19 protein-coding genes are annotated in these 17,309 nt (G+C 69.5%); 8 read left to right on the top strand and 11 right to left on the bottom strand.

Annotated features, from left to right (window positions below; genetic code table 11):
- Nucleotides 1–510 (bottom strand): Y-family DNA polymerase (locus AC3WLF_RS24340; RefSeq protein ID WP_492358940.1); only part of this gene is annotated, 510 nt, incomplete at its 3' end.
- Nucleotides 443–1,312 carry a translesion DNA synthesis-associated protein ImuA gene (imuA, locus tag AC3WLF_RS24335; RefSeq protein WP_492358939.1) on the bottom strand — a complete coding sequence of 290 codons (870 nt, stop codon included), beginning with the start codon at nucleotides 1,310–1,312 and terminating at the stop codon, nucleotides 443–445. The genes imuA and AC3WLF_RS24340, both read right to left, overlap by 68 nt.
- Nucleotides 1,313–1,685: 373 nt before the next feature.
- On the opposite strand from imuA, the gene AC3WLF_RS24330 reads away from it, so the two are divergent.
- Together AC3WLF_RS24330 and AC3WLF_RS24325 are read left to right on the top strand one after the other, a co-directional pair.
- Nucleotides 1,686–1,946: a helix-turn-helix domain-containing protein gene (locus AC3WLF_RS24330; protein WP_010809785.1), complete on the top strand. Its 261-nt coding sequence runs from the start codon at nucleotides 1,686–1,688 to the stop codon at nucleotides 1,944–1,946.
- Nucleotides 1,943–3,262 carry a type II toxin-antitoxin system HipA family toxin gene (locus AC3WLF_RS24325; RefSeq protein WP_492351737.1) on the top strand — a complete coding sequence of 440 codons (1,320 nt, stop codon included), beginning with the start codon at nucleotides 1,943–1,945 and terminating at the stop codon, nucleotides 3,260–3,262. The genes AC3WLF_RS24330 and AC3WLF_RS24325 overlap by 4 nt, the downstream gene beginning before the upstream one ends.
- Nucleotides 3,263–3,281: 19 nt before the next feature.
- On the opposite strand, the gene AC3WLF_RS24320 is transcribed toward AC3WLF_RS24325, so the two are convergent.
- Both AC3WLF_RS24320 and pedF read right to left on the bottom strand, forming a co-directional pair.
- Complete coding sequence (locus AC3WLF_RS24320) at nucleotides 3,282–4,193, bottom strand: substrate-binding periplasmic protein (RefSeq protein WP_492351736.1); 912 nt, start codon at nucleotides 4,191–4,193, stop codon at nucleotides 3,282–3,284.
- Between the two features lie 82 nt (nucleotides 4,194–4,275).
- The gene (pedF, locus tag AC3WLF_RS24315; RefSeq protein WP_492318604.1) at nucleotides 4,276–4,755 is read right to left on the bottom strand and encodes a cytochrome c-550 PedF; all 480 of its coding nucleotides are present in this window, start codon (nucleotides 4,753–4,755) and stop codon (nucleotides 4,276–4,278) included.
- A 274-nt stretch (nucleotides 4,756–5,029) separates the two neighbouring features.
- Here pedF and AC3WLF_RS24310 point away from each other — a divergent pair, with 274 nt between their 5' ends.
- Complete coding sequence (locus AC3WLF_RS24310) at nucleotides 5,030–7,018, top strand: sigma-54-dependent Fis family transcriptional regulator (protein WP_492358938.1); 1,989 nt, start codon at nucleotides 5,030–5,032, stop codon at nucleotides 7,016–7,018.
- 30 nt (nucleotides 7,019–7,048) lie between these two features.
- Here AC3WLF_RS24310 and AC3WLF_RS24305 read toward each other — a convergent pair whose 3' ends face one another.
- Both AC3WLF_RS24305 and AC3WLF_RS24300 read right to left on the bottom strand, forming a co-directional pair.
- Entirely contained in the window at nucleotides 7,049–8,011 is a 963-nt protein-coding gene (locus AC3WLF_RS24305) for an MBL fold metallo-hydrolase (protein ID WP_492318606.1), read from the bottom strand.
- Nucleotides 8,011–8,970 (bottom strand): alpha/beta fold hydrolase, encoded by a 960-nt coding sequence (locus AC3WLF_RS24300; protein ID WP_492351733.1) that lies wholly within the window; start codon nucleotides 8,968–8,970, stop codon nucleotides 8,011–8,013. The genes AC3WLF_RS24305 and AC3WLF_RS24300 overlap by 1 nt, the downstream gene beginning before the upstream one ends.
- A gap of 92 nt (nucleotides 8,971–9,062) precedes the next feature.
- Here AC3WLF_RS24300 and pqqA point away from each other — a divergent pair, with 92 nt between their 5' ends.
- From pqqA to pqqE, 5 genes are all read left to right on the top strand, one after another.
- Nucleotides 9,063–9,137, top strand: coding sequence for a pyrroloquinoline quinone precursor peptide PqqA (pqqA, locus tag AC3WLF_RS24295; protein ID WP_010809778.1), 75 nt, complete (start codon nucleotides 9,063–9,065; stop codon nucleotides 9,135–9,137).
- A gap of 132 nt (nucleotides 9,138–9,269) precedes the next feature.
- Entirely contained in the window at nucleotides 9,270–10,187 is a 918-nt protein-coding gene (gene pqqB, locus AC3WLF_RS24290) for a pyrroloquinoline quinone biosynthesis protein PqqB (protein ID WP_492318608.1), read from the top strand.
- Nucleotides 10,184–10,885: a pyrroloquinoline-quinone synthase PqqC gene (pqqC, locus tag AC3WLF_RS24285; RefSeq protein WP_492358937.1), complete on the top strand. Its 702-nt coding sequence runs from the start codon at nucleotides 10,184–10,186 to the stop codon at nucleotides 10,883–10,885. The genes pqqB and pqqC overlap by 4 nt, the downstream gene beginning before the upstream one ends.
- Nucleotides 10,882–11,154: a pyrroloquinoline quinone biosynthesis peptide chaperone PqqD gene (gene pqqD / locus AC3WLF_RS24280; RefSeq protein WP_010809775.1), complete on the top strand. Its 273-nt coding sequence runs from the start codon at nucleotides 10,882–10,884 to the stop codon at nucleotides 11,152–11,154. Before pqqC ends, pqqD begins: the two co-directional genes overlap by 4 nt.
- A complete protein-coding gene (gene pqqE / locus AC3WLF_RS24275) occupies nucleotides 11,126–12,277 on the top strand; it encodes a pyrroloquinoline quinone biosynthesis protein PqqE (protein ID WP_492358941.1) in 1,152 nt (383 codons plus the stop codon). The genes pqqD and pqqE overlap by 29 nt, the downstream gene beginning before the upstream one ends.
- An 80-nt stretch (nucleotides 12,278–12,357) precedes the next feature.
- On the opposite strand, the gene AC3WLF_RS24270 is transcribed toward pqqE, so the two are convergent.
- The 5 genes from AC3WLF_RS24270 to AC3WLF_RS24250 all read right to left on the bottom strand — a co-directional run bounded on the left by AC3WLF_RS24270 (nucleotide 12,358) and on the right by AC3WLF_RS24250 (nucleotide 17,303).
- Complete coding sequence (locus tag AC3WLF_RS24270) at nucleotides 12,358–12,681, bottom strand: c-type cytochrome (protein WP_492358936.1); 324 nt, start codon at nucleotides 12,679–12,681, stop codon at nucleotides 12,358–12,360.
- 100 nt (nucleotides 12,682–12,781) lie between these two features.
- Nucleotides 12,782–14,524: a PQQ-dependent methanol/ethanol family dehydrogenase gene (locus AC3WLF_RS24265; RefSeq protein ID WP_492318610.1), complete on the bottom strand. Its 1,743-nt coding sequence runs from the start codon at nucleotides 14,522–14,524 to the stop codon at nucleotides 12,782–12,784.
- A gap of 201 nt (nucleotides 14,525–14,725) precedes the next feature.
- Nucleotides 14,726–15,697: a quinoprotein relay system zinc metallohydrolase 1 gene (locus AC3WLF_RS24260; protein WP_492358935.1), complete on the bottom strand. Its 972-nt coding sequence runs from the start codon at nucleotides 15,695–15,697 to the stop codon at nucleotides 14,726–14,728.
- Nucleotides 15,694–16,473 (bottom strand): quinoprotein dehydrogenase-associated SoxYZ-like carrier, encoded by a 780-nt coding sequence (locus AC3WLF_RS24255; RefSeq protein WP_492318612.1) that lies wholly within the window; start codon nucleotides 16,471–16,473, stop codon nucleotides 15,694–15,696. Before AC3WLF_RS24255 ends, AC3WLF_RS24260 begins: the two co-directional genes overlap by 4 nt.
- A gap of 17 nt (nucleotides 16,474–16,490) precedes the next feature.
- Nucleotides 16,491–17,303, bottom strand: coding sequence for an ABC transporter permease (locus AC3WLF_RS24250; protein WP_492318613.1), 813 nt, complete (start codon nucleotides 17,301–17,303; stop codon nucleotides 16,491–16,493).
- Nucleotides 17,304–17,309 lie beyond the last annotated feature (6 nt).

Below are 17,309 nucleotides of genomic sequence, written 5' to 3'. Positions count from 1 at the left end.
CCGCAGCGGCTGGCGCGCCAGCCAGGCGGCACCGTGCGCGGTCGGGCCGGAACCCACCTGGGCAAAGGTGCCAAGCTGGCGCACGCAGGCGCGCACCGCGCGGCACAGCGCGCGGTGGCCGCCAAACAGGCGCAGGCTGGCGGTGACGTCCAGCATCACCGTGGCCGACTCCGGTTCCTCGTCGACAGTCACGCCCGGCGTGAAATGCAGCAGCGCCAGCGCCACCGCCTCCATCAACGAAGCTTCCGCGGCCAGGTCGCGCTCCAGCTGCACGATATCGGCCGACAGCGCCTGCACGCCGCCGCGGCGCATGCCGTAGCGCACGCCGAGCTGCATCGCCGGGCCGTTGGCCAGCACCACCTGCTCGCGCGCCATCACCGCCACCGGCAGCGCATGGTGCAGCGTGGCGGTGGCGGCAGGCGGGCTCGCGGCGGACGCCAGCTCAGGCCAGTTGGGCTGCAGGGCGTCCAGGGGCAGGCGCGGCAGGTGCACCGCGATCCAGTACGGCATCGGAAGAAGATGGAGAAGACGATTCAGACAAGGCAGGCGCACCTGCCGGGACAGGCCAGGCGGCTGCGCGCGTGGCCGCCGCCATCCCGTCCAGGCGCAGCAGCAGCGGCGTGTCCCGCACCGGCCCGCGCCGCTTGTGGAAGGTGATCGACAGCATATTGCCGGGCAGCGGCGCCAGCAGCAGCCGCAGCACCGCCGGCGACGACTCGCGCAGCGCCGTGGCCGGGCGCAGCGCCCATGCCACCGCGTCGCCGGCCTGCGCCAGCACCTGCAGGCGGCGCAGCGCCTCGGGGCGGGCCGCGGGCAGCCAGACCAGCACGCCGCCAAAGGCCTGGCTGCGCAGCACCTGCTCGGCCGCCCACAGCATGTCGGCCTGTTGCGCGGCCTTGCCGGCGCCGGCCGGGGGGCGCATCCAGTAGAGCTGGCGCGCCGGCAGGCCGGCCGCGGCCAGCCCCATCGCATTGGGCAGGTAAGGCGGCGCCACCAGCGCAATACGGCGCCCGGCCCCGGCCAGCGCGCGCAGCGCCGGCAGCAGCAGGCGCAGCTCGCCCGCTCCACCCTGCGCCGTCAGCAGCTCCGTCAGCCCGCCCGCCGGCCAGCCGCCGCCGGGCAGCTCGGCCGACAGCGCGTCATATCCGGTCGGGCATACCGCCGCACCGCCGGCACGGCCCAGCTGGCCGGCCCGCCACAGCCCGGGATAGCGCTGCTCGAGCGCCGACAGCGCCTGCTGGCGCGAGGCCGGGGCAGACGGGGCAGGCTCCGGGGGCGCCGGCGCTGGGAAAAGAAGGCCCTCCGCCGTCATGGGCGGGGCTGCGTGCGATTGCGCAGTCATGTGGAGTTGGCGTCGCTCGCCGGGGAGGGCGAGGAACTAGTAGGTTTACGATAACTGTATATTTATACAGTATCTGGTGCCAGCGCAAGGGGTAGCGGCAAGGGGTGGCTTGGGGGACCCCGGGGAAGTGAGACGGGCGGGCGGCGGCCCGTCTTCATTTGCTCCACCCGGTTTCATGCCGGGCGGCGGTTCGCAATAGAAAATAATTCGATAGTATTATTTTCTAGAGATATAGCTACTATCGAATGATACACACCTGGATATCGGCGCGCCGATGTATCATACTAGAACATGCATACATCAGTGAAATAATGCTATGTCATTAGTTTCTCAGTGCCGCGACATGCGGGAAGCCAGAGGCAAGACCCTGACCGAGATCGGGCGGGTGCTGGGCATGGCAAGCCAGAACCTGTCGGCGATCCTGCTGGGGAAGAAGGACAGCCGCGCATCCACCCTCGAAGCCCTGGCGGCCGCCCTGGACGCGGAATGGGTCCTGGTGCCCAACGAGCGGGCACAGGAAGTCAGGCAAGTCCTGGAAGGCAAAGGCAGCGGGCCCGACCGCAGTGCCCGCAGCGCAGTCGACATCTTCCTGGACCAGGAATGAGCTACGAACTGCATCCGCGCTTTCTTGAGGTCCGGCTCTACGACCAGCTATGCGGCTACCTGTGCGAGGCCAGCGGCAATGTCCGGTTCGTGCCATCCGAAGCCTTTCGGGGCGACACGCGCCGCCCCACGCTGAGCCTGTCGATCAGCGTCCCGACCGAGGCCGGCCGCAAGGCCACCGCCGAGGTGCTGGACAACCCCTTTCATCCTGCCGTCTACAGCACGGGCCATGAACTGCCGCCCTACTTTGCCGGCCTGCTGCCCGAGGGCGAACTGCGCAAGCGGCTCGAGGCAACGCGGAGCAATCCCGATGACAAGGACGATTTCGGCATCCTGGCATCGGCCGGCAATGATCTCCCCGGGGCCGTCGTCATCGTGCCGGCGGACATCGGCGCCTTGCCGGAGTATGCGCGGACGTATGGCGTGACCGGCGGCGCGGACAACCTGGAAATTGCCGTGGTGGAGGGCGCCACCCAGGGCGCGGCCTCGGTGTCCGGCGTGCAGAACAAGCTGGCCCTGTCGACGGTGCTGCAGGACAAGCGCTACACCCTGCCAGCCAAGGGCAGGCTGTCCGACATCATCGCCAAGCTTCCTGCCAGGAACGATGATTCGCAGGTGTTCAACGAATCGATCTCGATGCAGCTTGCGGCCGCCGCCGGCGTCCATGTCGCGCCGACCAGAGTGCTGCCAGTCTCGACCATCGAGGTCGAGGGACTGGTTGAATCTCTGGGCGAAAACCTGCACTACCTTGCGGTGGACAGGTTTGACCGCACCCCGGCCGGGCGTGTGCACGCCGAAGACGGCTGCCAGATGCTGGGCAGGATGCCAGCGAAGAAGTACGCCGGCATCGAGAGCTACATTCAGCTCGTTGCCGCCCTGTATCGCCTGAGCCCGAGCGGGGTCGAGCATGCGCGGCAGTTCTTCCTGCGCCAGGCGGTCAACACGCTGATCGGCAACAGCGATGCGCACCTGAAGAACTTCTCGGTGACCTATCACAACGGGGTCCTGCCGGAACTGTCACCGGCGTACGACATCGTCTGCGTGGCCGCGCTTCCCGGCTTTGCGACCTATGGCCAGAACGTTGCCATCGACAAGCGGCAGCGTGAAGAAACCCTGGCAACGTACGAGACCATCGCGGAGAAGGCCGGCGTCCCGCGGCGCATTGCGACCGCCGCCGTCAGGGAAGCCGTCGCGCTGGCACATGCCAACTGGCCGCGCATGCTGGACGAACTGGACGCGCCGCAGGCGATCCGCAATGTCGTTGCCGAGCGCCTGCAGACGCTGCCGCTTGCACGGGCCGGCAGGCCGGCCCGGTGAGGCGCTCGCCACCCACCCCTCACGGCGCCTGCATCGACACCCCGTAGCCGGCAAAGATGCGCGCCAGCTCGCCATTGCTGCGCAGCGCGCTCAACGCCTTTTCCAGCGCTTCGGCCAGTTCCCGCTCGCCTGCCTTGACCGCCATGCCGACGGCCCACCCGCGCCGCGGCAGCAGCGGCGCGCTGGGTTCCGTCGCGGCAAAGCGCGCCCCGGATTGCCCCGCGGCCTTGAGCGCGCTCTCGTATTGGGCGCGCGTCACCATCGCCGCCGCGATCTCGCCGGAGAACAGCGCGCGCAATGCCGCGTCGGCTTCGGGGTAGATCCTGACCTTGTCGCGCAAGGCGCCGCCCGCGCCGGACAGCAGCGCATTGGCCCCGGCCGAACCGGCTGCGGCGCCGGTCGGCTGCCCGGCCAGGTCTTCCAGGCCGCGCACCGCCGGCACGCGCTCGCGGTCCTGCACCAGCACGAAGGTCTCGCGGTAATACGGCGCGAAGATCAGCGCCTTGTCGTTCTCGCGCATGAAGGCGCGGTCGACCGGCACGTGCAGCATTACGTCGGCCGGTCCGTAACCAAGATAATGGCCGCGCCAGACCATGGCACGCAAGTCGTCAGCCATGCTTTCATCGGCATCGAACGGCATCAGCGCCACCGACAGGCCCAGCTCCTTGCCCAGTGCCCTGGCCAGGGCCACGTCGATGCCCGCGGCCTGACTGCCCGCGATCGCGGAGAACGGCGGCAAGCCTTTGTAGACCGCCACCTTGAGGGTGCCGGTCTGGCGGATCCTGGCCAGGTCGGCCTGGGCCGGTTGCGCGCAGAAGAGGAGCGCGCCGGCAGCCAGCATGGCGCCGCACAGCCAGCGCACGGCGCCTGCCGGCGCCGCCGGCATGGGGGACACGGAATGCCTGGGGCCGCGGACAGGGCTGGCGGGCATGGGATGGCTCCTGGAAGATGCGTTGACCCGGCACTGCGGGCCGGGGCTGGACAACGTGAAGGACTGCCGGCGCAGCCGCCTCTTACTCGTGGCGCGACTCCAGGTAGGTCTTGATGGCCCACACCGCCTCCTGGCTCAGCACGCCGTCGAACGGCGGCATGTAGACGCGGCCGTCGCGCGTGCGGCCCTTGCGCACGGTGGTGGTGTAGAACTGCGAGATCTCGCTCATGCACGCCTGCTTCTTCTTTGCATCCGCCAGTGAGACGCAGTCGCCGTCAAGCTTGCGCAGGTCCGGCGCGATGCCCCCTGACACCGCTTCCAGGCCATGGCAGCGCGCGCAGTTCTGGTTATAGGCCGAGCTGCCGATGCGCAGCGCCTCCTTGTGCGCATCGCCGCTGCGGTAGGGATTGTCCGGGCGCCATTCGTCGCCCAGCTGTGGTAACGCTTTGGTATCGACGGCCTGGGGCGTGACGTCGCCATGGGCCAGCACGGAGCCGGCCGGGACGGCGGTCAGGGACGCGCAAAGCGCGAGCAAGGCAAGCAGGCGGCGCTGCGTTTTCATGGATGTCTCCTACAGTGGACGGGTCTTGGTTGTTTGCCCTGTTTCCGCAAGAGCCATACCAGCCAGCCGGACCAGGCCCGGAGGCGCCTGCAGGCAGGCTTCACCGCGCCGCCATGGTTCAGTGCAACGCAGCATCGCGGCACGGGTGTCCCGGATTGCCACACCCTGGCAAGTGTTTTGCTTCATGACGCAACACTGTCGACCATGCGCCCCGGCGACGCCGACAGCGACCCGCGCAAAGATCGCGGGCGGACTTTCCACAGGAGACAGAGAAATGACCTTCCAGCCGGAACCGGCCCGCCCCGCGGCGGGCGCCCCGGGTGACACGGGGCAGCCCGAGCGCGACCAACTGATTGCCCAGGCCCACCAGCGTTCCGAGTCCTATGGCCTGCGTCCCTATGAATCGCCCGACTTCTGCCCGGTGCTGCAGAGCGAGCTGAAAACGCGGATCGAGCGTAGCCAGTCGCTGTTCGCCTATGCGCTGCCGGTGATGGAAACGCTCTACGACCAGATCGTGAATACGCAGAGCATGGTCATCCTGACCGACGCCGATGGCCTGATCCTGCACTCGATGGGCGATGACGACTTTCTGGCCCGGGCCAACCAGGTCGCGCTGCGCCCGGGCGCGGAGTGGTCGGAAGCGCGCCGCGGCACCAACGCCATCGGCACGGCCCTGGCCGAGAACCGGGCCACGCTGGTACACGGCGCCGACCACTTCCTGGAGGCCAACCAGTTCCTGACCTGCTCGTGCATGACCATCCTCGACCCTTACGGCAAGACCGTGGGGGCGCTGGATGTGACCGGCGACCAGCGCGGTTTCCACAAGCACACCATGGCGCTGGTGCGGATGTCGGCGCAGATGATCGAGAACCAGCTGTTCGGCAACGCCTTCCGTGACATGGTGTGCATCCGCTTCCATTCGCGCGCGGAGTTCCTGGGCACGCTGGTCGAGGGCATCGTCTCCTTCACGCCCGGCGGGCGCTTCCTGTCAGCCAACCGCAGCGGGCAGTTCCAGCTTGGCCTGTCCAATGGCGCCCTGCATGCGCACACCTTCTCCTCGCTGTTCGGGCTGTCGATGTCGCAGCTGTTCGACGCGGTGCGCGCGGCTCATGCGGGCATCGTCCAGCTGCACCTGCCCAGCGGCGTCAAGGTCAGCGCCCGGGTCGAATGGAAGTCACCCGCCGCATCGTTGCCGGGCAACACCGATGCCGGCCACGCAGTCCAGCCTGGCACGGCCGCCGCACCGCGCAGCCTGGCCGCAGGCCCGGCCCCCTCCCCCGGGCTGGACGACCTGGACACGGGCGACGCGCACATCCGCGCGGTCATCGGCAAGCTGCGCAAGGTCATCGGCAAGGATATTCCGGTGATGGTGCTGGGCGAGACCGGCACCGGCAAGGAACTGATGGCGCGCGCCATCCACGCCGACAGCCCGCGCCATGCCGGGCCGTTCATTGCGGTGAACTGCGCCTCCATCCCGGAAAACCTGATCGAATCCGAGCTGTTCGGCTATGAAGAAGGGGCCTTCACCGGCGCCCGCAAGAAAGGCGGCATCGGCAAGATGCTGCTGGCCAACGGCGGCACGCTGTTCCTGGACGAGATCGGCGACATGCCGCTGCATCTGCAAGGGCGGCTGCTGCGCGCGCTGCAGGAACGCGCGGTGTCGCCGCTGGGCAGCAGCAAGGTCATCCATATCGATGTCTCGGTGGTGTGCGCCACCAACCGCAACCTGCGTGATCTGGTCGCCAACGGCCAGTTCCGCGAAGACCTCTACTACCGCCTCAACGGGCTGGTGGTGCGGCTGCCGGCCCTGCGCGAGCGCGGCGACCTCGACGTGGTGGCCGCCAGGCTGCTGCGCCAGGAGCAGGCCGGCGTGCAACCCGGCGAGCCGCCCCGCATCCGCGAGTCGGTGATGGAGATGTTCCGCCGCTACCACTGGCCGGGCAATATCCGCCAGCTGGGCAACCTGCTGCGCACCGCGCGGCTGATGGCGGAAGGCGAAGCCGAGATCACCGAGGACCACCTGCCCGACGACTTCCTCGATGACTTGCGCGAGCGCCAGGGGCATGCGGCGGCGCCCGCGGGCCATATGCTGCCGCGCGCGCAGCCCACGCGGCTGGCCGATGTCGAGGCCATGGCCATTGTCGCCACGGTCAAGGCGCACAACGGGAATATCTCTGCGGCGGCCAAGGCGCTGGGGATCTCGCGCAATACGGTCTACCGGAAAATGGAAGAGGCCCGCGGGCTGCCCCACCAGGCCGGCTGATCCCGGCCACGCACCAGGGCAGCCGCGCGCTCAGGCCAGCGGCTCGCCCTGCATCCACAGGTCTTCGAGCTCGCGCCAGGCGCGCTGCAGGTTCAGCGGGTGGCCCGACTGGAAATGGCGCCAATGCCGGAACGGCTCCGCCGCCACGGCGTCGCTGGCGCGCGAGGCATCGCTGCCTGCGGCCAGCGCGGCGCCGATTCCGTGCGCCAGCGCATCCAGGTAGGCCAGCGTCGGCGCCAGCGTCTGGGCGGGCGTGCCCACCGCCGTGCCCACCACCGTGCGCGCCGGCAGCTCCTGCAGCCGCCGCAGCGCACGGCGCCACCCCTGCAGCGAGGCCTCGTGCATCTCCGGCACGCGCTCGCGGTAAGCCAGGCCACCCGCACACAGCAGCTGCAGCTGCGGCGCGTACAGCACCGTATCCGAGGCACTGTGCGCGTTCGCATAAACCTGCACCTGCCAGGTGGTAGCGCCGGTGTGCAGCCAGCCATCGTGCTGCAGCGCGGGCTGCGGCAGCACGATCGCGGCGCCGCGCATGGCACCGTTGCCGAGCAGCGTGGCCATGCGGGCCAGGCAGGCCGCGCAGCGTTGCCGCATCAGCGCAGCCGTGGCGGCGGAAGCCAGGAACACGGGCCGGGGCCGCAGCCGTGCGAACGCGGCATTGGCCAGCACGTTCTCCGGGTGGGCGTGCGTGTTGACCACCCAACGCACGGGCTGCGGCGTCAGCGCCCGGATGGCGCCGAGCAGCGCACCGCCCCACGCCGCCTGCGGCCCGGGGTCCACCACCAGCACGCCCGCACCGCTCAGATGGACCAGGGTCGGCACCACTTCGGCGGCGTTGGCGCGCGCCGCTTCGGCATTGCCGGCGCGGGCCACGTACACGCCTGGCTGCAGCCGCTCCAGCGTGACCCGCGTGCCGGCAGCGGCCGCCGGGCGCCAGCCGTTCATGGCCAGCGCAAGCGTGGCGCCAAGAAAGCCGCGCCGCGTCGTGGGCATCACCGCTGCCAGCCCGCGGCGCGGATCGCGGCCACCAGGGCGTCGCGCATGGCCCCGGCCGCCAGGTGTCCGCCGTCCACCCATGCCAGCCGTGCGCCCGGCATGGCGGCCTGCAGGCGCAGCGCGTTGGCGGGACGGCAGACCTTGTCGGCGCGGCCATGCAGCAGCGTCACCGGCAGGCCATGCGCGCCGATGACCCGCGCCGCGCTGAGCAGGGCCGGCTTGCCCAGTCCGGCCCGGTTGCGCAGGTAGTGCGCCTGGATCCGGTATTTGTTCACCGCGGCCATGCGCTCAGGCCGCGGCTGCCGGCGCGAATGCGACGCAGGGGAAAGACCCAGCAACGCCTGTTCGCTCGCCTGCCACGCCGCGGCAGTGTCCCGTTTTTGAACAGGCGTACCACTTTGCAACAGCCGTGACACAGTGAGCAGCCGCGCGCGCGCATCGGGCAAGCGCTCGCCCCATGCCTTGACGCAATGCAGCATGCGGCGGCCCCCATGGCGCGGTGAAAACAGCGCGAGCACATCGTCGCGGCCAGTCAGGAAGGTGCCGCGCAGGACCAGCGCCGCCACGGCGTGCGGGCATTGCGCCGCGTACGCCAGGGCAAGTGCCGCACCCCATGATCCGCCCACCACGCCCCAGCGCTCGATGCCCAGCGCGCGGCGCAGCTGCTCCAGGTCGGCCAGCAGCGCGCCCACGGTATTGCGGCGCAGGCAGCCGGCCGGCCTGGAGCGGCCGGCGCCGCGCTGGTCCGGCATCACCACGCGGTGCCGCCGCGGGTCGAACCACTGCGCCATGGCGGCAGAGCAGCCGCTGCCCGGCCCGCCATGCAGCACCAGCCACGGCTGGCCGTCCGCGGCGCCGGCCAGCCGCACATGCACGCGCTGGGCGTCGGGCGTACGCAAGTGGAAGGTGGTGGCCGCGTCGGAAAAGCCGGCAGAAATCGTTGATGCGTCGGGCATGGATGTTGCCTTGAGGGGATGCGGCAGTCGGGCGGCAGCCAGGCGCCGCTGCACAACGATATTCACTAACCATGCCACCCAAGGAGAGAGACATGCGCTGGACCACCCCCGCCTACACCGAGCTGCGGCTTGGCTTTGAAATCACGATGTACATCGCCAACCGCTGAACGTGCCACGGTGCCTGCGACCGGCGCTGCGCCGACAGGCAAGCCGCGGACCGCAAGCACAACCAACGCAGGCAGGCGCCAGGGCTGGCGCCTGCCCCGTGAAGCCATGACCCAACACCAAGCGCTCACGCCATGACAAGCATCCGGGTACTGGGGTCGGCCGCCGGCGGCGGCTTTCCGCAGTGGAACTGCAACTGCCACAACTGCGACGGCGTGCGCCGCGGCACGGTGCGCGCCACGCCGCGCACACAATCCTCGATCGCGCTGACGGGCGACGGGCCTGATGCCATCCTGGTCAATGCCTCGCCCGATATCCTGCAGCAGCTGCGCCAGGCACCCGCGCTGCAGCCGGCGCGCGCGCCGCGCGACACCGCGATCGCCGCGGTGGTGCTGATGGATGCGCAGATCGACCACGTCACCGGCCTGCTGATGCTGCGCGAACACCGCCAGGCGCTGCCGCTCTATGCCACCGCCGCCGTGCTCGACGACCTGGGCGCTGCCTTCCCGCTGACGCGCATCCTGTCGCACTACTGCGGGCTGCAGACGCATGCCCTGCCCTGCGACGGCACCGCGTTTTCAGTCCCGCCGCTGGACGGCGTGACACTGACGGCGATACCGCTGGAGAGCAAGGCCCCGCCCTACTCGCCCAACCGCCACGCGCCGCGCGCGGGCGACAACATCGGCCTGCGCATCGAAGACCGCCGCAGCGGCCGCAGCGCCTTCTATGCGCCCGGCCTGGGCCGCATCGACGACCACGTCTTTGCCGAGCTGCACAGCGCCGACATCGTGCTGGTCGACGGCACTTTCTGGCGCGACGACGAGATGCAGGCGCCGGGCTTTTCCGGCAAGAGCGCCGCCGACATGGGCCACCTGGCCCTGTCCGGACCCGGCGGCATGATCGAGGTCCTGGAGCGGCTGCCCGCCAGCCGCAAGATCCTTATCCATATCAACAATACCAACCCGGTGCTGGTGGAAGACTCGCCGGAGCGCGCGGAGCTGGCGCGGCACGGCATCGAGGTCGCGTACGACGGCATGGAAATCGCACTATGACATCTGCCATCCTCCCCATCGCCTGGACCGAGGCCGAGTTCGAGGCCCGCCTGCGCGCCATGGAAAGCGGCTACCACATCCACCATCCCTTCAACCAGCGCATGGCGGCGGGCCAGTGTTCGCCCGCGCAGATCCGCGCATGGGTGGCCAACCGCTTCTACTACCAGGACAACATCCCGCTGAAGGACGCCGCCATCCTGTCCAACTGCCCCGAGCGCGACACCCGCCGCGAGTGGGTGGTGCGCATCCTTGACCACGACGGCACCGACACCCGGCCCGGCGGCATCGAGGCCTGGCTGCGCCTGGGCCAGGCGGTGGGCCTGGAGCGCGAAGCGCTGCTGAGCCACCGGCACGTGCTGCCCGGGGTGCGCTTTGCCGTCGATGCCTACGTCAACTTTGCGCGCCGGGCGCCGTGGCAGGAAGCCGTGTGCTCGTCGCTGACGGAGATGTTCGCGCCTGCAATCCACCAGGAGCGCCTGGCCGGCTGGCCCACGCATTACCCGTGGATCGAGGCCGCCGGGCTGGACTACTTCCGCTCTCGCATTCCGCTCGCGCAGCGCGACGTGGACCATGGCCTGCGCGTGACGCTGGGCCACTTCCGTAGCGCGGCGCAACAGCAGCGTGCCCTCGACATCCTGCAGTTCAAGCTCGACGTGCTCTGGTCGATGCTCGACGCCATCCAGCAAGCCAACCCATGACAGCCAGCACGCAAGACCTCGCCAGACCGACCCTGCACCGGACCTTTCGCCTGCAATGGGAAGCCTCCCAGCAAAGCTGGGTGCTGCTGTACCCGGAAGGCATGGTCACCCTCAACGACAGCGCCGCCGCGATCCTGCAGCGCTGCGACGGCAGCCACACGCTGGACATGCTGATCGACGACCTGCAGGCCGCGTTTGGCGTGCAGGGCATCGCCCCGGAGGTACATGCCTTTGTCAAACATGCGATCGAACGCGGCTGGCTCGTCTGAGGCCGCGCCCGGCCCGCCGCTGTGGCTGCTGGCCGAGCTGACCTACCGCTGCCCGCTGCATTGCGCCTTCTGCTCCAACCCGGTGGACTATGCCCGGCATACGGCCGAGCTGAGCACCGCGCAATGGTGCGACGTGTTCAGCCAGGCGCGGGCGCTGGGCGCGGTGCAGCTCGGGCTGTCCGGCGGCGAGCCGCTGCTGCGCAAGGACCTTGAAGTACTGGTCAGGCATGCGCATGGCCTGGGCTTCTACACCAACCTCATCACCTCGGGCGTGGGCCTGACCGATGCCCGCCTTGCCGCCCTGCGCGATGCCGGCCTGGACCATATCCAGCTGTCGTTCCAGGACTCCACCCGCGAGCTCAACGACTTCCTGTCCAGCACGCGCACCTTCGACCTGAAGCAGCGCGTGGCGCGCATGATCAAGGCGCACGGCTACCCGATGGTGATGAACTGCGTGCTGCACCGGCATAACCTGCCGCATGTCGGCACCATCATCGAGATGGCCCTGCAGATGGGCGCCGAATACCTGGAACTGGCCAACACGCAGTACTACGGCTGGGCCTGGGAGAACCGGCTGGCGCTCCTGCCCACCCATGAGCAGCTGCGCGAGGCCGAGGCCGTGGTCCGGCAGTACCGCGCGCGTATCGGCAGGCAATGCCAGATCCTGTTCGTAGTGCCTGACTACTTCGAGGCGCGGCCCAAGAAGTGCATGAACGGCTGGGGCACCACCTTCCTTGGCGTGGCGCCGGACGGCACCGCGCTGCCCTGCCACGCGGCGCGCATGCTGCCGGGCCTGGCGCTGCCCAACGTCGCCACGCAGGGGCTGCGCGAGATCTGGACCGAAAGCGATGCCTTCCGCCGTTTCCGCGGCACGCAGTGGATGCAGGAACCCTGCCGTTCCTGCGACCAGCGCGAGCAGGACTACGGCGGCTGCCGCTGCCAGGCGTTCCTGGTCACCGGCGACGCCGCCGCCACGGACCCGGTGTGCGAGCGCTCCGGCGCGCACGACAAGGTCAGCGAGATCGTGCTGCAGGGCCGGCTGGCCGTGGCGCAGGCGCGCGAGCAAGCGATGGTATTTCGCAGCGATGGCAACTCGCTGCGGCTGAGCAGCGGCCAGCGCTAAGAAAGGGAAAACCCCGGCATGGCAGGCGCCAGCCGGGGTTCCTTGCCGGCATGCCGGCATCGTCCAGACAGTCGCCGGCCTCAGCCGGCACTCAACACCCACTCCGCCAGCTTCTTCGCATCGTCCTCAGCAAGACTGCCATGCGGCGGCATCGGAATCCGCCCCCACGCGCCCTTGCCGCCTTCGCGGATCTTCTTCGCCAGCCGCTCCGCCGCCTGGCTGTCGCCCTTGTACTTGGCGGCCACCTCGGCAAACCCCGGCCCCACCAGCTTTGACTGCATGCCATGGCAGGAAAAGCAGCCGCTCTTGTCGGCCAGGGCCTGCATGTCGGCGGCCGTGCCGGCCAGTGCCGCGCCCGGCAGCAGCGCCGAAGCCACCGCCAGCGCCATCCATTCCTTCTTCATACCTGAGTCCCGTTTCATCCTGTTGCACCCGCGCCCGGCGCGCGCATCGCACCCATGATGCGATGCGCGCGTGCGCCGGGCAGTGTCATCTCCCGCCAGCTCAGCTCTTGTGCAGCTTGAACACCCACACCGAGCCGCCCTGCTCCAGGAAATTCACGCGCTTGGCCACCTCGCCGCCCCACAGCGGCACCGCGCCGCCCCAGCCGGACACCACGGCCACGTACTGCTCGCCGTTCTCTTCCCAGGTGACCGGGGGCGCCACCACGCCGCTGCCGGTCTGGAACTGCCACAGCTCCTTGCCGGTCCTGGCGTCGGCCGCCTTCAGGTAGCCTTCCGGCGTGCCCCAGAACACCAGCCCGCCGGCAGTGGTCATCACCCCGCCCCACAGCGGCGCGCTGTTCTTGACCTCCCACATGATCTTGCCGCTCTTGGGGTTGATGGCCCGCAGCGTGCCGATGTAGTCCTCGTTCAGCGGCTGGATGGTGAAGCCCGCGCCCAGGAAGGCAGCGCCCTTCTTGTAGCTGATGGGCTCGTTCCAGATATCCATGCCCCACTCGTTGGCGGGCACGTAGAACAGGCCGGTCTGCGGGCTGTAGGCCATCGGCTGCTGGTTCTTGCCGCCAAGGAAGCCCGGCGCGGCAAACACGGACTTGCCCTTCTTCTCGTCGCTGCCGGCGGCGGGGTCGCCGGGGCGGCCTTCGGCGATGTAGTTGGGGCGGCCGCTCTTCAGGTCGATGCCGGTGGCCCAGGTGATCTTCTTGACGAAGGGGAAGGCGTTGACCAGCTTGCCGCTGGCCGCGTCGTTGACGTAGAAGAAGCCGTTGCGGTCGGCCTTGCCGCCCATGCGCTTGCCGTCCAGGTCGAAGGTCACGAACTCATTGACGCCATCGAAATCCCAGCCGTCGTTCGGGGTGTTCTGGTAGTGCCAGGCGATCTTGCCGGTGGCGGGATCCAGCGCCACCGTCGAGGCCGAGTAGAGGTTGTCGCCCTTGCGGATATGGCTGTTCCACGGGCCCGGATTGCCGGTACCGAAATACACCAGCCCGGTGGCCGGATCATAGGTGCCGCCCAGCCAGGTGGCGGCGCCGCCGGTCTTCCAGGTCTCGCCCGGCCAGCTTGCGTTGGCGGTGCCGGTCACGCCGTTCTCGGTCTTGTTGCCGTCCTTGTCGTACTTGTAGCCCATATGGCCTTCCACCACCGGCCGCGACCACACCAGCTGCCCGGTCTTGGCATCGCGTGCGTCGACCCGGCCCACCACGCCGAACTCGCCGCCCGAGATGCCGGTCAGCACCATGCCCTTGACGATCATGGGCGCCGCCGTGTACGAATAGCCGGCGGCGTAGTCCTCCAGCTTCTCCTTCCACACCACCTTGCCGGTCTTCTGGTCCAGCGCCACCAGTTGCGCATCGAGCGTGCCGAAGATCACCAGGTTGTCGTAGAGTGCCGCACCGCGGTTCACCACGTCGCAGCACGGCATGATGCCTTCGGGCAGCCGGTGCTCATACTTCCAGAGCTTGCGCCCGGTCTTCACGTCCAGCGCATAGATGCGCGAATACGAGGCCGTCACGAACATCTTGCCGTCATGGATCAGCGGCTGCGATTCCTGCCCGCGCTGCTTCTCGCCGCCAAACGAGAACGACCACGCCGGCACCAGCTGCCCGACGTTCTTCGTATTGATGCGCGACAGCGTCGAATAGCGCTGGCCTTGCGGGCCCATGCCCCACGACAACACATCGCCGGGGCTCTTTGCGTCGTTCTCGATCATGGCATCGGTCACTGCCGCCTGCGCGGCCAGACTGGCCGCGGCAGCCGCAACCGCCATCACTACTCGTAACGTCCTCATTGCCATCTCCTCTCTTGTTTTGGGTTTCCCTGGTGCGCCACTGCGCCACACACCAGACATGCCTTTGGCAAGTCCCATGCCAGTCGCATCCCCGCACCAGCACGCCGGTTGCGGCCCGGTTGCGTGATGCCAGCCGTGCCAGCGCGCAACACTGCGTTGCAGCTGCTCCAGAATTGAACAGCCCGCCACGGCTGGCCGGCGTCAGTGGCCAAGCGCGCTTTCCTCGCGCGCCGGGTAGAGATGTCCGACGTTGCGCAGGTACTCCGCGGGCATCGCGGCCCAGTGCGCATAGGGCTGCGGCACCGGCATCGCCATGACCTCGGCCAGGTCCCGCCCCTGCGCCGCGGCCTCGCGCAGGCGCGTATCCAGCCATTGCAGGTAGCCGCGCGTCTGCGCGATGGCCTCTGCGCCGCCGCCGGCCGCAGGCACTGGCCCGTGGCTGGGGACCAGCACGCGCGCCCTGCTGTCGGCCAGCAGCGCCTGCAGCCGGTCCAGGCTGGCCAGCCAGCGGCCGATATCCGCGTGCGGCGTGGTCGGAATGCGTTGCCGGAACACCAGCCCGCCGGCAAAGACCACGCCCGCGCTGTGGTCCAGCACCACCAGGTCGTCGCCGGTATGGCCGTCCAGGCGCACCAGCTCCAGCGTATGGCGCCCGATCGTGCGCCGGCCCGGCGCCAGCGCGTGGGCAGCCGGCGCGGGCTCGGTGCCGCGCATCCAGTCGCCGCACAGGCGGTAGAGGTTGTCGGCATAAGCGGCACCCTCGCGCCGCGCCCCGTCGATGGTGCCGGCCAGGGCGCTGCCGCCCACATCGGCATAGGCCTGGTTGCCGAAGAAATAGTCGGGATGCAGGTTCAGGTTCAGCACCAGCCGCACCGGGGCGGCCGTGACCGATGCAATCGCCTTGCGCTGCTGCTCGCCATACAACCGCGACGGGCCGGTGTTGATCACCACCACGCCGTCGCCGGTGTCGATAAACGCGGTATTGATGATGTTGCAGCCGTTGCCGGGCGCGAAGTCGGCATTGGCGCCTTCCAGCAGCCACACGCCCGCGGCGATCTCGCGCGGGGCCAGGCGGTAGTCGGGAGGCTGCAGCACGGCCTGCTGGGCGAATGCCGGCGGCACGGGCTGGCCCGCCAGGCATAGCAGCAACCACAGTAGTACGCGTCGCTTCATTGCCACACCCGCGCGGCGATGCGGTTGCCGTTGTTGTCGTGGCCGGCCACCGTCATGCCCGGCTGCACGGCATCGCGCAGGTCGAAGGAGAAGATCGGGTTCTCGGCAACCGGCTCATGCAGCGTCAGGCGCAGCAGCGGCTGCCGGGCCGCGTCGGCCAGCACCAGGGTCTCGATATGGAACGCCGGGATGCCCGCCGCCAGGCCGGTATCCATCGGATGCATCACGCGCAGCCGCACGCGCGCCGCGGCCCCGCCGAAGCCCGGGAACACGCGCGCGTCCACGCGGTTGAGCGTGCGGCTCCAGCTGCCGTCGCGGCGCGTGGCGCCAGGCACCGTGCAGCCCCCGCCGCCGGCATCGACCAGCACGCTGCCGACATGCCAGGTGCCATCGCGCGTGCGCGCCGCCACCCGCACCGGCGAAGCCTGTTCCAGCTTGAAGCGGAACGACAGCGACGGGCGCACCCGCAGCGGTTCGAACGCCAGCACCTCGCGGATCGGGTTGCGGTCCACCGCCACCACGATGCGATCCACTTCGCCCAGCGCCGAGGCATCGAAGGCGATCGGCACGCGCATGGGGTCTTCCGCAAACGCCGGCCCGGTCACCCTGACGCGGCTGTCGAACACCACCGGGCCAGCCTGCAGCAGCTCCTTGTGGATCCAGGCCCATTGCGGCGACTGCAGCGGATCGCCGTGCGCGATGACGGCGCCGTCTGCCGCGGCAGCCGCTACCGCCGGACTGGCCATGCCCAGAGCGGCCGCCATCAGCAGGACCATGCCCCGCGTCCGCCGCCTCATGCCTGCTGCCCCCGGCGCGCCATGCCGCGCTGCGGGTCGTAGCCCTGCAGCGCCAGCGCGAAGAACACCGCCGCGCTGCCCGCCACCACCGCCAGGCTCAGCGGCGCCACCTGCCCGTACAGCGCAAAGCGGATCGCCTCGACCGCGTGGGTGAAGGGATTGAAGCGGGCCAGTTGGTACACCACCTCCGCGCCCGACTCCTGCAGCTTCCACAGCGGGTACAGCGCCGAGCTGATGAAGAACATCGGGAAGATCACGAAGTTCATGGTGCCGGCAAAGTTCTCGAGCTGGCGCACATGGACCGACAGCAGCAGGCCCAGCGCGCCCAGCATCAGCGCGGCCAGCGCCATGGCGCCCGTCGCCGCCAGCAGGTCCAGGGGCTCGAAGCGGATGCCGAAGGCCATCGCCACCAGCAGGAACGCGGCCATCTGCAGCAGCGACAGCACCGTGCCCGCCGCCAGCTTGCAAGCCAGCAGCCAGCCCCGCGGCAGCGGCGCGGTCAGCAGCAGCCGCATCACGCCCATCTCGCGGTCGTACACCATGGCCAGCGACGACTGCATGCCGTTGAACAGCGCGATCATGCCCAGCAGCCCGGGCGCCACGTAGACCTTGTATTCGATGTAGGTGTCGTAGGGCGGCGCAATGGCGACGCCCAGCGCGTTCTGGAAGCCCGCGGCAAACACCAGCAGCCACAGCAGCGGGCGCACCAGCGACGACAGCAGGCGCCCGGGCTGGCGCAGGTACTTGCGCAGCTCGCGCCCGCAAACCGCGCGCAGCGCGCGCCAGCGATGGATCAGGATGGAGGCCATGGGTGC

It is taken from the genome of Cupriavidus sp. FW306-01-F10A, from assembly GCF_058782785.1.
This window is presented reverse-complemented; position numbering and strand designations above follow the sequence as displayed.

Excerpts from the sequence above, each read along its gene's own strand:
- AC3WLF_RS24325 (WP_492351737.1), top strand. The coding sequence starts at position 1,943 with ATGAGCTACGAACTGCATCCGCGCTTTCTTGAGGTCCGGCTCTACGAC.
- pqqC (WP_492358937.1), top strand. The coding sequence starts at position 10,184 with ATGACATCTGCCATCCTCCCCATCGCCTGGACCGAGGCCGAGTTCGAG.
- AC3WLF_RS24265 (WP_492318610.1), bottom strand. The coding sequence starts at position 14,524 with ATGAGGACGTTACGAGTAGTGATGGCGGTTGCGGCTGCCGCGGCCAGT.
- AC3WLF_RS24310 (WP_492358938.1), top strand. The coding sequence starts at position 5,030 with ATGACCTTCCAGCCGGAACCGGCCCGCCCCGCGGCGGGCGCCCCGGGT.
- AC3WLF_RS24270 (WP_492358936.1), bottom strand. The coding sequence starts at position 12,681 with ATGAAGAAGGAATGGATGGCGCTGGCGGTGGCTTCGGCGCTGCTGCCG.
- pedF (WP_492318604.1), bottom strand. The coding sequence starts at position 4,755 with ATGAAAACGCAGCGCCGCCTGCTTGCCTTGCTCGCGCTTTGCGCGTCC.
- AC3WLF_RS24320 (WP_492351736.1), bottom strand. The coding sequence starts at position 4,193 with ATGCCCGCCAGCCCTGTCCGCGGCCCCAGGCATTCCGTGTCCCCCATG.
- imuA (WP_492358939.1), bottom strand. The coding sequence starts at position 1,312 with ATGACGGCGGAGGGCCTTCTTTTCCCAGCGCCGGCGCCCCCGGAGCCT.
- AC3WLF_RS24255 (WP_492318612.1), bottom strand. The coding sequence starts at position 16,473 with ATGGTCCTGCTGATGGCGGCCGCTCTGGGCATGGCCAGTCCGGCGGTA.
- AC3WLF_RS24330 (WP_010809785.1), top strand. The coding sequence starts at position 1,686 with ATGCGGGAAGCCAGAGGCAAGACCCTGACCGAGATCGGGCGGGTGCTG.
- AC3WLF_RS24260 (WP_492358935.1), bottom strand. The coding sequence starts at position 15,697 with ATGAAGCGACGCGTACTACTGTGGTTGCTGCTATGCCTGGCGGGCCAG.
- AC3WLF_RS24250 (WP_492318613.1), bottom strand. The coding sequence starts at position 17,303 with ATGGCCTCCATCCTGATCCATCGCTGGCGCGCGCTGCGCGCGGTTTGC.
- AC3WLF_RS24305 (WP_492318606.1), bottom strand. The coding sequence starts at position 8,011 with ATGCCCACGACGCGGCGCGGCTTTCTTGGCGCCACGCTTGCGCTGGCC.
- pqqE (WP_492358941.1), top strand. The coding sequence starts at position 11,126 with ATGCGATCGAACGCGGCTGGCTCGTCTGAGGCCGCGCCCGGCCCGCCG.
- AC3WLF_RS24300 (WP_492351733.1), bottom strand. The coding sequence starts at position 8,970 with ATGCCCGACGCATCAACGATTTCTGCCGGCTTTTCCGACGCGGCCACC.
- pqqB (WP_492318608.1), top strand. The coding sequence starts at position 9,270 with ATGACAAGCATCCGGGTACTGGGGTCGGCCGCCGGCGGCGGCTTTCCG.
- pqqD (WP_010809775.1), top strand. The coding sequence starts at position 10,882 with ATGACAGCCAGCACGCAAGACCTCGCCAGACCGACCCTGCACCGGACC.